Origin of the sequence: Streptomyces aurantiacus (assembly GCF_027107535.1) — a bacterium.
Classification (GTDB): Bacteria; Actinomycetota; Actinomycetes; order Streptomycetales; family Streptomycetaceae; genus Streptomyces.
This window is the reverse complement of record NZ_CP114283.1, coordinates 4025686-4039322: the sequence shown is the minus strand read 5'-3', so window position 1 is coordinate 4039322 and position 13637 is coordinate 4025686. Positions and strand designations below refer to the sequence as shown.

Here is a 13637-nt window from a genome sequence, read left to right as displayed (position 1 = left end):
TTCTGGAGGAGGCTCGGATGACTTTCAATCCCCTTGAGCAGCGGGGCATCCCGCTCGAGCGGCAGTTACGCAACTGGCGTGAACTGGACGTCGAGCCCATCGATCCGGATCACTGCGATCCGTACACCCGCTGCCGCGTCATCACCATGAACGGTATCGAGGTCGAAGCGGTGATGTTCAGTCACCAGTTCGCCCGGCACTGTCCGGACCCGGAGGTCAAACGGCAGCTGGCCGAGGTCCGCTACATCGAGCAACAGCAGCAGAAAGTGGTCAACTGGCTGCTCCCGGGCCTCGCTTCGGTCCTGGAGACCACCATCGCGTACGAACAGGTGGCAGTCGACCTGACCGGCTGGGTGGCCCGTATGGAACCCGATCCGTACCTGAAGCAGGCGTACCAGTTCGGTGTGCTGGAGGACTTCGACCACCTGTACCGGTACGCCAACCTCTACGAGATGATCGAGCACCGCAAGGCCGACTCGATCGTCGAGGGCCTGACCGAGGTCATGCCGGGACGGCCCACGAAGTTCCACCACCGCCACCCCGCCGACAACGTGCGCGAACCGTACGACCGTTCCACCACCAACCCGCTCTCCAAGCTGCACGCGCTGACGATCATGTCGGCCGAGCAGCAGACGATGAACTTCTACATGAACGTCGGCCCGCAGTACATGGAGCCGATCGCCCGTCAGCTCTACCAGGAGATCGGGCTCATCGAGGAGGAGCACGTCACCCACTACGAGTCGCTCGTCGACCCGGGCGAGACGTGGTGGGAGCAGCTCGTCAACCACGAGTACAACGAGTGCTACCTCTACCACTCGTTCATGGAGCAGGAGAGCGATCCCAAGGTCAGGGCGATCTGGGAACTGCACCTGAACATGGAGCTGGAACACCTGCACATCGCCTGCGACCTGATGCGCCGCCACGACGGCCGGGAGCCGCAGGAGGTGCTGGCACCCGAGCTGCCGAACGTGCTCACCTTCGAGCCCAACAAGGCCTATCTGCGTGATCTCCTCGACACTCAGATCGACCTCACCACGCTGGGGACCGGCTATGTGCAGGAGGCGCACGAGCGGTTCGAGCGGCTGCAGGAGCAGCTCCACGGCGGCGAGGAGCCGCCCAGCGAGCGGGTGATGGCACAGCACCGGGAGCTCTTCGGGCGCGAGTACCGCTCGCAGACCGAGGGCGAGCATCCCGACGTGGCGTCGAGGGAGAAGGACTGACATGGCGAGGACGACCGAGCCGTCCGGCCGGGCCGGGATCGCGGAGAGCGGGGCCGATGTGGTGGCGCTGCTCATGCGTCAGCACGGCGACATCCGCAACCTCTTCGACGAGGTCGAGCAGACGAGCGGCGACGAACGCCGGGATGCCTTCCGCCGTCTCGTACGGCTGCTGGCGGTGCACGAGACCGCCGAGGAGGAGGTCGTACATCCCTTCACGCGGATGTCGGTGACAGGCGGCGAAGCCATGGTCGAGGAACGGCTGGCCGAGGAGAGGGAGGCGAAGGAGACACTGGCCCGCCTGGACGACGCCGACACCGACGACCCCAAGTTCCTGTCCGAGCTCGCCGCTCTGCGCACCGATGTGATGGCGCACGCACGGGCGGAGGAACGGTACGAGTTCATCCACATCCGCCGTACCGCGGACGCCGCGCGGCTCGCGTCACTGGCCGGTGGTGTCAGGGCCGCCGAGGCCATGGCGCCGACCCGCCCGCACCCGGGGACCGAGTCCGCGGCGAAGAACCTCGCTCTCGGGCCGGTCGCCGCCCTGGTCGACCGCACGAGGGACGCCATCCGCAAGGCCACGGGAAAGGACGGATGACCGGAAGGGACCAGGACCTCCGACAGCCCCGGCCGCGGCATGCTTCGCCCGACGCGGCCGGGCGCCCGCCGGCTCCGTCCAGGGCCGCGGAGAGACGCCCGGTCTCTCCGCGGCCCTGCCTGGTGTGGTGACTCCGGGCGCGCGGGGCCCCGAGGACGCAGGCCCGGGCGACCACCGGGCCCTGCGGTCCACGAGCCCGCCCGGTGGCTCCGTGGTCATGGGCCGTTGCCGAAGGTTTACTATCGATCAGATCATCGACATGCTCCTGTGGCCCTCGCCGGGCCCCGGACGGGGGATACTGACCGGGAACCGGCGGCATTCCAGGGGTGGTCAGCGTGGACAGAGCGTGGGAGGCGGATCCGCCGGACGTGTTCCCGGCACAGTCCGCGGGCACCCTGCAGGTGCGCCCGTTGGCGGATCGTACGGGCTGGCAGGCGGCCGGCGAGATCAGTCTGGCCACGCGCCCGGCCTGGGAACAGGCACTGGACCGGTTGGCCCGGGAGGACGTGGAGGTGTACCACTTGGAGCTGTCCGCGGTCACCTTCGTCGACGTCGCCGGGGTGTCCGCACTCGCGGTGGCCGCACAAGGGCTTCCCGAGGGGCGTCGCATCATGCTCGAACAGCCACCCGCCGCCGTCGGGCGAGTGCTCGACATGTTCTGGCCCGACCTGCCGGGCGTCGAGGTGGTGTCGCGATGACGGCCCCGGTCACCGAGCCCTTCGTACATCCCGCGCTGTTCTACCGCGGCGAAGAGGAGTACGTGGACGGCACCGTGTCGTTCATCCGGGACGGTCTGGAGGCCGGCGAACCGGTGGCGGTCGCCGTGCCCGGCCCGAACCTCACAGTCCTCCGAACGGCCCTGGGCGAGGCCGCGACGGACGTGCACTTCATCGACATGACCCAGGCGGGCCGCAATCCGGGGCGGATCATCCCCCGGGTGCTGCGCGTCTTCGCCGACGCCCATCCGCGGACGCGGGTGCGGATCATCGGCGAGCCGATCTGGCCCGACCGCTCCGGCCTGGAGTACCCGGCCTGCGCTCAGCACGAGGCGCTGATCAACGCCGCGTTCCAGGGCAGGGACGCGACGATCCTCTGCCCGTACGACGCCGAAGGGCTCAGCGAGCAGGTGCTGACCGACGCGTACGCGACCCATCCCGTCGTGATCTCCGGCGGCCGCGAGCGGACCAGCCCCTCCTACGCGCCCGAGCAGGTGGTCGCGCTCTACAACCAGCCCCTGGCGCTCGCGGAGGCCGCTGAGTCCTGTGACTTCGGCGCGGACGACCTGCCGAGGGCCCGTTGTTTCGTGGTCGAGCGGGCCGCGCGGTTCGGACTGTCCGGCATGCGGCTGGAGGATCTGGCGCTGGTCGCGGCCGAGCTGACCACCAACAGCGTGGTGCACGGCGGTGGCGCGGGCACCGTGCACGTGTGGGCCGAGAACGGTCAGGTGGTGTGCGAGGTCCGCGACCGGGGGCACCTGAAGGATCCGCTCGCGGGACGACGGCCGACGCCGCCCGCCCAGCGGGGCGGCCGCGGCCTGCTGCTGGTCAACTACCTGACCGATCTCGTACGTGTCCACACGGGCCCCGACGGCACCGTCATCCGCTGCTACATCGACTGCTGAGCGGCCGCGCCGGAAGGCCGCGCCCGAGGCCGCGGTGCCGTCCGCGGCCGACGGCGCGTGTCCGCGCCCCCGACGGGGCACGGATCGTCAGGTGAGGAAGAAGTCCCCCAGTGCGGTTGCGAGCGCGTCGGGAGCCTCTTCGGCCACATGATGCCCGGAATCGATTCCGTGCCCCCGCACGTCGGGCGCCCAGTCCGCCCAGATCTTCAGCGGGTCGCCGTAGAGGTCCTCCAGATCGTCCCGGAGCGACCACAACACGAGCGTGGGACACGCGATCCGTATCCCGGCGGCCCGGTCGGCCTCCTCGTGACGCCGGTCGACGGTCAGGCCCGCCCGGTAGTCCTCCAGCATCGCCCGCACCACGTCGGGGTTTCTCATGGCCTCCCGCCACTCGTCGTGGTTCTCCCGGCCCATGCTCCGCGGGTCTCCCTGGTACCAGCTGTCCGGATCGGCGTTGATGACGCGCTCGGGAATGTCCGGCTGGGCGAAGAAGAACCAGTGCCACCACTCGGTGGCGAACTTCGCGGTGATGCGGGACAGGTGCTCGCTCAGGGGCAGGCAGTCGAGGAGCGCCACGCGCGACACCGCCTCGGGGTGATCGAGAGCCAGCCGCAGCGCGACCGCGCCCCCACGGTCGTGGCCGGCGAGCGAAAACCTGTCATGGCCGAGGAAGCGCATCACCTCGACCACGTCCTGCGCGACCGCCCGCTTCGCATGGCCCACGTGATCGGCGGTGGGCGCCGGGCCCCGGGACCGGCCGTATCCGCGCAGGTCGGGGCAGACGACGGTGAAGCCCCGCTCGACCAGTCGGGGAGCGACCCGGTGCCAGGTGGCGGACGTTCTCGGATGGCCGTGCAGCAGCACGACCGGCGTGCCCTCGCCGCCGTGGCGGACGAAGACGGACGACTCCCCGAGCTGAACCAGCTCGCATTCGAAACCCTCGAACATCGCAACCTCTCGGCTCGTCCCGCTGTACCGGTCGCGTACGGCCCCTGAGGGACGGACGCCGAAAGGCTCCCCCGCGGCGGCAGCATGGTGCCGCCGCGGGGGAGCCCGGTCCTCGGTGATTCGGCGCGGAGGGTGAAAGGCCTGCCGCGCGCCGAGTGCGGAGGGAAGAGAGGTCAGCCGGGCGTGATGCGGCCGCGCCACGAACCGGACGCGCCGCCCTGCTGCTCGATGTACTCCTTGAAGCGTCGCAGGTCACCCTTGACACGACGGTCGATCGTTCCCGTCATGTCGGCGGCCTTCTCCGCCATCCCCGTCGGCTCGACGTCCAGCACGAGCTGGACCCGTGTGTGCGTCTCGTCCAGGCGCTGGAAGCTGACCGTGCCCTTCTGCTTCGTGTCACCGCTGGTGGTGCGCCAGGTAATCCGCTCATCAGGGAACTGGTCGACGATCTCGGTGTCGAACTCCCGCTTCACGCCGGCGATCTTGGTGGTCCAGTGGTTGTGGCGGTCGTCGAGCTGCCTGATCTCCTCGACCCCCTCCATGAAGTTCGGGAACTCCTCGAACTGGGTCCACTGGTTGTAGGCGATGCTGACCGGGACGTCGACCTCGACCGACTCCTTGACCGTGCTCATCAGCGTGACTCCTTTCCACTGAGTGCCCCGGAGCAGAAGTTCCGCCCCGGGGATCTCGTTTCACCGCGGCGGGTACCCGATACGCGCCTGTCTACAACCCGGCGGAACCATCGTTTCCGGTCGGCTCCGCCGGACCGCCGACCGGCGCATGGCCGGAGCAGGTCGGGATACCCGGCCGACATGGCAAGGACATCGAAATCCGATCACGACGGCGGTACGGCGTCGGGGCCCGGGCAGGACCAGGCACCGGGCCCGGGAGAGCAGATCGAAGAACGGGCACCGGACGAGCCCACCCAGCTGCCCAAGCGGTCCTGGCTGGCCGTGCTGAAGGGCACGGTGAAGGAGTTCATGGACGACGAGCTCGCCGACAGGGCAGCGGCACTGACGTACTACGGGGTCCTCTCGCTGTTTCCGGCGCTGCTGCTCCTGGTCTCGCTCCTGGGCATCGCGGGGAAGTCGGCGACGCAGGAGGTACTGGACAACGTCAAGAAGCTGACTCCCGGTTCCGCCCGGGACATCATCAGCGACGCGGTGACGCAGTTGCAGGGGCGTGGCGGCGTCGGCTCGGTCATGGCCGTGGTCGGTATCGTCCTGGCCGTGTGGTCGGCGTCCGGCTATGTGGCGGCCTTCATTCGCACCGCCAACGTCGTCTACGACATGCCCGAGGGGCGCCCCGTGTGGAAGGTGCTGCCCATCCGGGTCGGCATCACCGTGGTGCTTCTGATCCTGGCGGTGTTCAGCGCGCTGATCGTGGTGTTCACCGGAGGCCTGGCCAGCCAGGCCGGTGGTGCGCTGGGGATCGGGGACGAGGCACTGACCGTGTGGGCGATCGCGAAGTGGCCGGTGCTGGTCGTCCTGGTCACCATCATGATCGCCCTCCTGTACTGGGCCACACCGAACGTGAAGGGCCGCGGCTTCAAGTGGATCACTCCCGGCAGCGTGCTGGCCCTCGTGATCTGGATGATCGCCTCGGCCGGGTTCGCGTTCTACGTGGCGAACTTCGCCTCGTACAACAAGACCTACGGCACGCTCGCCGGTGTCATCGTCTTCCTGGTGTGGCTGTGGATCAGCAACATCGCGATCCTGCTCGGTTTGGAGTTCGACTCCGAGATGGCCCGCCAGCGTGCCATCGCCGGCGGACTGCCCGACAGCGAGGAGCCCTACGTACCGCCGCGGGACACCCGCGCGTGGAGCGAAGAGGATCAGCGCCGCATGGAGTGAGCTCGCCCGCTCCGGCCGGAGGACGACCGGGCCGGTCCGGGCGACCGGGCCGGTCCGGGCGACCGGTCCGGCCGGGAGGCCTGGGTGGAGGTCAACGGGCCGTACGGGCGAGTTGGGCGACGACCTCGACGGCCCGGTCCAGTTCGGCTTCGGTGTTGTAGTAGTGCGGTGAGAGGCGGACCAGGGGATGGACGTCCCGCATCTCCGTGTCGAACTGGGTGTGTTCGGGGACGGTCGTGGAGACGTTGATCCCCTGCCGCGCGAGCGCCGCGGCGACGTCCGCAGTGGGTACGGCGTCCACTTTGGCGGTCACGATGGCGCAGCGGGTGCGGCCGAGGTCGTACGTGGTGACGCCGGGCAGGGCCTGCAGCCGGTCGCGCAGGTACGCGCCGAGGGCGACGGCTCGCTCACCGATCCGGTTCATGCCCAGGTCGAGGGCCTGGCGTACGGCGGCGTCCAGCCCCAGGACGTTGGCGTAGCTCGCTTCCCAGGTCTCGAAGCGCCGGGCTCCGTGGTGCCACCTGAAGCCGCGCTCGCCGTCCCAGGTGGCCGCCTCGATCTCGCTGACGAAGGGGTCGAGGTGTTCGAGCGCCTCGGGGCGCACCCACAGAAAGCCGGTGCCGCGCGGTCCCCGCAGGAACTTGCGGCCGGTCGCGGTGAGCATGTCGCAGCCGATCTCGGTGACGTCGACGGGGATCTGCCCCACGGACTGGGTGGCGTCCAGCAGGAACGGCACCCCGGCGGCACGGGTGATCCGGCCGATGTCGGCCGCCGGATTGACCAGACCACCGCTGGTGGGGATGTGGCTGACACCGACGAGCCTGGTGCGCTCGTCGATCAGACCGGCCAGGGCGTCGGTGTCGAGCTGTCCGGACTCGTCGTCGGGGACCACCACGACCTCGGCGCCGGAACGCCGGGCGACCTGCAGGTACGCCAGTACGTTGCTGCCGTACTCCGCCCGGCCGGTCAGGATGCGGTCGCCCGGCTTGAAGGTCATGGAGTAGAAGGCTGCGTTCCACGCGTGCGTGGAGTTGTCGAAGAGCGCGATCTCGTCGGGCCGACCGCCCACCAACCGGGCGATGTTCGTGTGGGTGGCGTCGATCCGCTCGCGCTCGTGGTGGGCGGCCTCGTATCCGCCGATGGCCGCTTCGAGTTCCAGGTGAGAGGTCATCGCCTCAAGCGTCTGCCGGGAGAGCAGCGCGGCCCCGGCGTTGTTGAGGTGCACTCGGTTCGCGGTACCGGGGGTGTCCTTGCGGAGGGCGTCGATGTCCATGCCGGTGTCTTCCCACCCGTCCGTGCTTCGCACTCCTCCCCTGCCTTCCCCGAGCGCGGGCGCCGTGCGCAGTGCTCGGCCGGTGTCGTTCGATCCCGCTCCCCCGGGCCCGGACAGCCGCGTCCCGGACATGCAGGCCGTGGTGTCCGGTGGGTTCATCGGCGAGTGGGCTCCTCGCGTCGGCGCCAGATCCCCTTCCACCGCTCGGCGTGGGCGGCGGCCAGCAACGGGTCGTGTGTGCCGACCTCTTCGACGGCGAGGCTTGTGCCGCAGACGGCGCACAGCTGATGGACCCAGTGGCCACGGTGGCATGTGCCGCGGCACTCCCGCCGGTGGGCCTTCGCACCGTCCGACCGGGGTGGATGTCTTCCCACGTGCACCCAAATACACTGCCGCGACGCGTCCGTCACCTCAGTCGCGAATTCGGGGGAACGACAGAAATGAACGCCTGGAATCCGCAGGGCCGGCCACCGTACGACCCCTACGGCCCCAACGCTCCTGCCCCACCGCAGGGCCCGTACCCGAACACCCCGCCGCCGCAAGGCGGTTACCCGCCCCACGTCCCGCACCCCTACCCACCGCAACCCGGCAATCCGCATCCCGGGCCGCCTCCCGCGCCGCGTGTGGGCCGGGCCGGCCGGGTCTGGCGCACGGTGGGGCCCATCGCGATCGGACGCAAGGTCTTCACCCCCTCACGGCCGGGGCGCGTCGACGACGCGGTGGTCGCCCGTATCCAGAAGATCCGCAGCATCGTGGGTCTGGCCGCCGTCCTGTGGGTGATGTTCTCCTACAAGCTGGTCCATTCCGCCGGGGACGTCGCGAGCGACCGCCTCAACCAGTCGTGGATCAACGTCCTCGTCCTCTCGGTGACTTTCCCGGTGATCGTCGGCCTGCTGATCGCCGTGGCCCGCCCTCCGGCCCGCCAGGAGTTGTTGCGCCGCACGGCCAAGCCGGTGGGTTCGGTGCTGGCGATCATCGCCGGGGTCGCCGTGTTCCCGGCGTTGGTGCTCACCGGGTTCGCCAGCGGCGAGTTCGCCACCAACGCCCCGACCACAGTGGTCACCGTCGTCGTCACGCTGCTCACGATCGGCTGGGTCCTGCCGTTCGTCGTCTACGGCATCGGAATGTCCCTCGTCCACGTCTTCCGCACCGCGGACATCCACGAGACGGTGCCTCCGGTACTGGCGACGGCGCTCGTGTGGGAGATGACACTGGTGGACCTGCTCACCGGCGCCCACGACACGCTGCCGGGCCCCACGCGGATCGTGGTCATGCTCGGGGCCCCGCTCTCGGTCACCGCGGTCGCTCTCTGGGAACTGCGGCGCCTGCGCGTCAACTACGGACTGACGCTGCGCGGCGCTCTCATGCGCTGAGGGCGCGACGGTCGCGGGGTTCACAGGGCTCCGCGCGCCCGGCTTGCCGGGCGCGCGGAGCTTCACCCCCTGAAGGCGGGCCGGACCAGGCATCGCGCGCGCCGACTCGCGGATCCGGCGGGGCCACCGAACGAGTCCGCGAAGAAGTCCTGTCCGACGGGTTGCCCGGCCGTTGATTCATTACTTAAATCAACACATGAACTAAGCACTCTCCCAACGGCTTTGGACTTCCGCAGACCTCTCGGGCTCCTCCGGGAGGTCACGGTACCGCGCGCCCGGCAGCCCCAAGCCGCCCCTCCACTTCCGCACGGAGTGAACGTATGAGACTCAGATCCCTGGGAATCGCGCTCGCCACAGCGGCGTCGCTCGTGTCCCTCCCCCTCCAGCTGCCGGCCGCCGCGGCCGAAGTGCCGCTCTCCCAAGGCAGAGCCACCACCTCCTCCTCCGACGAGACCCCCGGTACCCCCGCGGGCAGCGCCGTCGACGGCGACACCGGGACCCGGTGGTCGTCGGGCCGCACCGACGCCCAGTGGCTCCAGGTCGACCTCGGAGCATCGGCCACCCTCACCCAGGTCGTCCTCGACTGGGAGGCGGCGTACGGCAAGTCGTACAAGATCCAGGTCTCCGACACCGGCAGCTCGTGGACCGACCTCACCTCCGTCACCGGCGGCGACGGCGGAACCGACACGCTCGACGTCTCGGGTCAGGGCCGCTACGTCCGTATGCAGGGCGTCACCCGCGCCACCGAATACGGCTACTCCCTCTGGGAGTTCCAGGTGTTCGGCGATGCCGGCACGCCCCCGGCCGGGGACTGTGCGAGCGCCAACGCAGCCAAGGGCAGGCCGGCCACCGCCTCCTCCACGGAGAACGCCGGCACGCCCGCCGCGTCCGCCTTCGACGGAGACACCGGCACCCGCTGGTCCAGTCAGGCGTCCGACCCCCAGTGGGTGCGCGTGGACCTCGGTTCGGTCCAGGACATCTGCAAGGTCGACCTCAACTGGGAGGCCGCCCACGGCAAGGACTTCACCGTCCAGGCCTCGGACGACGGCCAGGACTGGACGACCCTGAAGTCCGTCACGAACGGCACCGGCGGCACAGCCTCCTACGACGTCAGCGGCTCGGGCCGCTACGTACGGATCCACGGGACAGCCCGCGCCACCGGGTACGGCTACTCCCTGTGGGAGGTCGCGGTCCACACCGGCACCCACAGCACGCCTCCCATCGAGGGCGGCGGCGACCTCGGCCCCAACGTCATCGTGGTGGACCCCAACACCCCGGGCCTGCAAGGTAAGTTCGATCAGGTCTTCGCCCAGCAGGAGTCCGCGCAGTTCGGCTCGGGCCGCTACCAGTTCCTGATGAAGCCGGGCACGTACAACGGCATCAACGCGCAGCTGGGCTTCTACACCTCGGTCTCCGGCCTCGGCCTCAACCCCGACGACGTGAGGATCAACGGCGACATCACCGTGGACGCGGGCTGGTTCGACGGCAACGCCACCCAGAACTTCTGGCGCTCGGCGGAGAACCTGTCGCTCAAGCCCGTCAACGGCACGGACCGCTGGGCGGTCGCCCAGGCCGCGCCGTTCCGCCGGATCCACGTGGAGGGCGGCCTCAACCTCGCACCGGCGGGCTACGGTTGGGCCTCCGGCGGCTACATCGCCGACTCGAAGATCGACGGCACGGTCGGCCCGTACTCGCAGCAGCAGTGGTACACCCGCGACAGCTCGGTCGGCGGCTGGACCAACGGCGTGCGGAACATGACGTTCTCCGGTGTGCAGGGCGCCCCGGCGACGAACTTCGACACCGGCCCGTACACGACACTCGACTCCACCCCCGTCTCCCGGGAGAAGCCGTTCCTCTACCTGGACGGCGACGACTACAAGGTGTTCGTTCCCGGCAAGCGCACCAACGCCCGTGGCGTGTCCTGGCCCGCCAACGCCGGCGGCACCTCACTCCCGCTCAGCCGGTTCTACGTCGTCAAGCCCGGCGCGACCGCCTCGACCATCAACGCGGCGCTGGACCAGGGCCTCAACCTTCTGTTCACCCCCGGGGTCTACCACCTAGACCGGACCATCGACGTGAACCGTGCCGACACCGTGGTCCTCGGGCTGGGACTGGCCACGATCGTCCCCGACAACGGCGTCGACGCCATGCACGTGGGCGACGTCGACGGGGTCAGGCTGGCGGGCTTCCTCATCGACGCCGGTGCCGCCAGGTCCGACACGCTGCTTCAGGTCGGAGCGCCGGGCGCCTCCGCCGACCACGCCGCCAATCCGACCACCGTGCAGGACGTGTTCATCCGAATCGGCGGTGCAGGACCCGGCCTGGCCACCCACTCGATGGTCGTCAACAGCGACGACGTCATCGTCGACCACACCTGGATCTGGCGGGCCGACCACGGCGAGGGCGTCGGATGGGAGACGAACCGCGCCGACTACGGGTTCGAGGTCAACGGCGACGACGTCCTCGCCACGGGCCTGTTCGTCGAGCACTTCAACAAGTACGACGTGGTCTGGAGCGGCGAACGCGGCCGGACGATCTTCTTCCAGAACGAGAAGGCCTACGACGTGCCGAACGCCGCCGCCGTCACGCACGACGGCATCGTCGGGTACGCCGCCTACAAGGTCGCCGACAGCGTGGACGTCCACGAGGCCTGGGGTCTGGGCAGCTACTGCAACTTCACGACCGACTCGACGATCGTCCAGCACCACGGTTTCCAGGTGCCGGTCAGGACCGGCATCACACTGCACAGCATCCAGGTCGTGTCGCTGGGCGGAAAGGGGCAGTACGCCCACGTCGTCAACAACACGGGGGCGCCGACGTCGGGGTCGGACACCATCCCCTCGAAGATCACCAGCTTCCCCTGACCGCCCGCCGGACCCGATGGCCGCATGACCGTTCGACCGCGTGACCGTTCGATCGCGTGACCGATGCCGGAGATCCCCTGTGGCCCGCCCTTCCGGCGGGCCACAGGCCTGCGGAGCGGGCTGCCCGGGTGCGTGATCGCGCCCCGGCAGGGCCGCGTGAAGGACGAGATCGACGAAGGATTACCATATGAGCACCGCCTAGCTCGAAAGATAAACCTGTGACTGTCAATGACGACTCGTTCACCAACTGGAAGCACCGCGAGGAGATCGCGGAATCGATGATCCCGATCATCGGGAAGCTGCACCGCGAGCAGGACGTCACCGTCCTGCTGCACAGCCGCTCCTTGGTGAACAAGTCGGTGGTCAGCATCCTCAAGACCCACCGGTTCGCCCGGCAGATCGCCGGTGAGGAACTCTCCGTCACCGAGACACTGCCGTACCTGCAGGCTCTCACCACGCTCGATCTCGGCCCTTCCCAGATCGACATCGGCATGCTCGCCGCGACGCACAGGACCGACGACCGCGGTCTCACGGTGCAGGACTTCACCGCCGAGGCCGTCGCCGGAGCCACGGGTGCCAACAAGATCGAGAGCCGCGAGGGACGCGATGTCGTCCTGTACGGCTTCGGCCGCATCGGCCGCCTCGTCGCCCGCCTCCTCATCGAGAAGGCGGGCTCCGGGAACGGCCTGCGGCTGCGCGCGATCGTCGTCCGTCAGGGCGGTGAGCAGGACATCGTCAAGCGCGCCTCGCTGCTGCGCCGCGACTCCATCCACGGCCAGTTCCAGGGCACGATCACCGTCGACGAGGCGAACAGCACGATCATCGCCAACGGCAACGCGATCAAGGTGATCTACGCGGGCGACCCGTCGGAGGTCGACTACACGGCCTACGGCATCAAGGACGCCATCCTCATCGACAACACGGGCAAGTGGCGGGACCGCGAGGGCCTGTCCGGGCACCTGCGTCCCGGTATCGACAAGGTCGTCCTGACCGCGCCGGGCAAGGGCGACGTCCCCAACATCGTGCACGGCGTCAACCACGACACGATCAAGCCGGACGAGCAGATCCTGTCCTGCGCCTCCTGCACCACGAACGCCATCGTCCCGCCGCTCAAGGCGATGGCCGACGAGTACGGCGTCCTGCGCGGCCACGTGGAGACCGTGCACTCGTTCACCAACGACCAGAATCTGCTGGACAACTACCACAAGGCGGACCGGCGCGGCCGCTCGGCACCACTGAACATGGTCATCACCGAGACGGGTGCCGCCTCCGCCGTCGCCAAGGCCCTGCCGGACCTCAAGGCGCCGATCACCGGCAGCTCGATCCGGGTCCCCGTACCGGACGTCTCCATCGCGATCCTCAGCCTGCGGCTCGGGCGTGAGACGACCCGCCAGGAGGTCCTCGACTACCTGCGCAACGTGTCGCTGACCTCGCCGCTGAAGCGGCAGATCGACTTCACCACCGCACCCGACGCGGTGTCGAGCGACTTCATGGGCTCCCGCCACGCCTCGATCGTCGACGCCGGCGCCACCAAGGTCGACGGCGACAACGCGATCCTCTACCTGTGGTACGACAACGAGTTCGGCTACTCCTGCCAGGTCATCCGCGTCGTCCAGCACGTGTCGGGCGTCGAGTACCCGACCTACCCGGCCCCGGCGGGCTGATCCACCCCTGGGCGGCGCGCCTCTCGATGCGGCGCGCCGCCCGCCCACCACGTCGTTCCCTCCCGTACACCCCCGGCCTCTCCCCCGCCGGGTGCGTTCCCCACGCTGCCGGACCGGCACACTCCCACCGGCTCCCGGCCGTGACCCGGAGCGCGCACCGCGCCGGATCCCGGGACGTCGTGATCAACAGGCGGCAGAATGGCGGCGACGACGGTTCGGTGGC

11 protein-coding genes are annotated in these 13637 nt (G+C 69.4%); 8 read left to right on the top strand and 3 right to left on the bottom strand.

Annotation, left to right across the window (positions count from 1 at the left end; genetic code table 11):
- Window positions 1-17: 17 nt before the first annotated feature.
- The 4 genes from O1Q96_RS19680 (at window position 18) to O1Q96_RS19665 (ending at window position 3439) form a co-directional block, all read left to right on the top strand.
- Window positions 18-1220 (top strand): hypothetical protein, encoded by a 1203-nt coding sequence (locus tag O1Q96_RS19680; RefSeq protein ID WP_269249449.1) that lies wholly within the window; start codon window positions 18-20, stop codon window positions 1218-1220.
- Between the two features lies 1 nt (window position 1221).
- Window positions 1222-1818 (top strand): hemerythrin domain-containing protein, encoded by a 597-nt coding sequence (locus O1Q96_RS19675; RefSeq protein WP_269249448.1) that lies wholly within the window; start codon window positions 1222-1224, stop codon window positions 1816-1818.
- A gap of 335 nt (window positions 1819-2153) precedes the next feature.
- Window positions 2154-2516 (top strand): STAS domain-containing protein, encoded by a 363-nt coding sequence (locus tag O1Q96_RS19670; protein ID WP_269249447.1) that lies wholly within the window; start codon window positions 2154-2156, stop codon window positions 2514-2516.
- On the top strand, window positions 2513-3439 hold the full coding sequence (locus tag O1Q96_RS19665) for an anti-sigma factor RsbA family regulatory protein (protein WP_269249446.1): 927 nt from the start codon (window positions 2513-2515) through the stop codon (window positions 3437-3439). Before O1Q96_RS19670 ends, O1Q96_RS19665 begins: the two co-directional genes overlap by 4 nt.
- A gap of 87 nt (window positions 3440-3526) precedes the next feature.
- On the opposite strand, the gene O1Q96_RS19660 is transcribed toward O1Q96_RS19665, so the two are convergent.
- Window positions 3527-4387 (bottom strand): alpha/beta fold hydrolase, encoded by an 861-nt coding sequence (locus O1Q96_RS19660; RefSeq protein WP_269249445.1) that lies wholly within the window; start codon window positions 4385-4387, stop codon window positions 3527-3529.
- 173 nt (window positions 4388-4560) lie between these two features.
- Complete coding sequence (locus O1Q96_RS19655; RefSeq protein WP_269249444.1) at window positions 4561-5019, bottom strand: SRPBCC family protein; 459 nt, start codon at window positions 5017-5019, stop codon at window positions 4561-4563.
- Between the two features lie 180 nt (window positions 5020-5199).
- Here O1Q96_RS19655 and O1Q96_RS19650 point away from each other — a divergent pair, with 180 nt between their 5' ends.
- A complete protein-coding gene (locus O1Q96_RS19650) occupies window positions 5200-6240 on the top strand; it encodes a YihY/virulence factor BrkB family protein (protein ID WP_269249443.1) in 1041 nt (346 codons plus the stop codon).
- Window positions 6241-6331: 91 nt separating this feature from the next.
- Here O1Q96_RS19650 and O1Q96_RS19645 read toward each other — a convergent pair whose 3' ends face one another.
- Entirely contained in the window at window positions 6332-7672 is a 1341-nt protein-coding gene (locus O1Q96_RS19645) for an aminotransferase class V-fold PLP-dependent enzyme (protein ID WP_269249442.1), read from the bottom strand.
- 281 nt (window positions 7673-7953) lie between these two features.
- On the opposite strand from O1Q96_RS19645, the gene O1Q96_RS19640 reads away from it, so the two are divergent.
- From O1Q96_RS19640 to O1Q96_RS19630, 3 genes are all read left to right on the top strand, one after another.
- Window positions 7954-8886 (top strand): hypothetical protein, encoded by a 933-nt coding sequence (locus O1Q96_RS19640; RefSeq protein WP_269249441.1) that lies wholly within the window; start codon window positions 7954-7956, stop codon window positions 8884-8886.
- A 320-nt stretch (window positions 8887-9206) separates the two neighbouring features.
- Complete coding sequence (locus O1Q96_RS19635) at window positions 9207-11750, top strand: discoidin domain-containing protein (protein WP_269249440.1); 2544 nt, start codon at window positions 9207-9209, stop codon at window positions 11748-11750.
- Window positions 11751-11968: 218 nt separating this feature from the next.
- Window positions 11969-13414: a glyceraldehyde-3-phosphate dehydrogenase gene (locus O1Q96_RS19630; RefSeq protein ID WP_269249439.1), complete on the top strand. Its 1446-nt coding sequence runs from the start codon at window positions 11969-11971 to the stop codon at window positions 13412-13414.
- The last annotated feature ends 223 nt before the right edge of the window (window positions 13415-13637 follow it).

Coding starts and splice junctions, on each gene's coding strand:
- O1Q96_RS19680 (WP_269249449.1), top strand. CDS start 18: ATGACTTTCAATCCCCTTGAGCAGCGGGGCATCCCGCTCGAGCGGCAG.
- O1Q96_RS19675 (WP_269249448.1), top strand. CDS start 1,222: ATGGCGAGGACGACCGAGCCGTCCGGCCGGGCCGGGATCGCGGAGAGC.
- O1Q96_RS19665 (WP_269249446.1), top strand. CDS start 2,513: ATGACGGCCCCGGTCACCGAGCCCTTCGTACATCCCGCGCTGTTCTAC.
- O1Q96_RS19660 (WP_269249445.1), bottom strand. CDS start 4,387: ATGTTCGAGGGTTTCGAATGCGAGCTGGTTCAGCTCGGGGAGTCGTCC.
- O1Q96_RS19655 (WP_269249444.1), bottom strand. CDS start 5,019: ATGAGCACGGTCAAGGAGTCGGTCGAGGTCGACGTCCCGGTCAGCATC.
- O1Q96_RS19650 (WP_269249443.1), top strand. CDS start 5,200: ATGGCAAGGACATCGAAATCCGATCACGACGGCGGTACGGCGTCGGGG.
- O1Q96_RS19645 (WP_269249442.1), bottom strand. CDS start 7,672: ATGAACCCACCGGACACCACGGCCTGCATGTCCGGGACGCGGCTGTCC.
- O1Q96_RS19640 (WP_269249441.1), top strand. CDS start 7,954: ATGAACGCCTGGAATCCGCAGGGCCGGCCACCGTACGACCCCTACGGC.
- O1Q96_RS19635 (WP_269249440.1), top strand. CDS start 9,207: ATGAGACTCAGATCCCTGGGAATCGCGCTCGCCACAGCGGCGTCGCTC.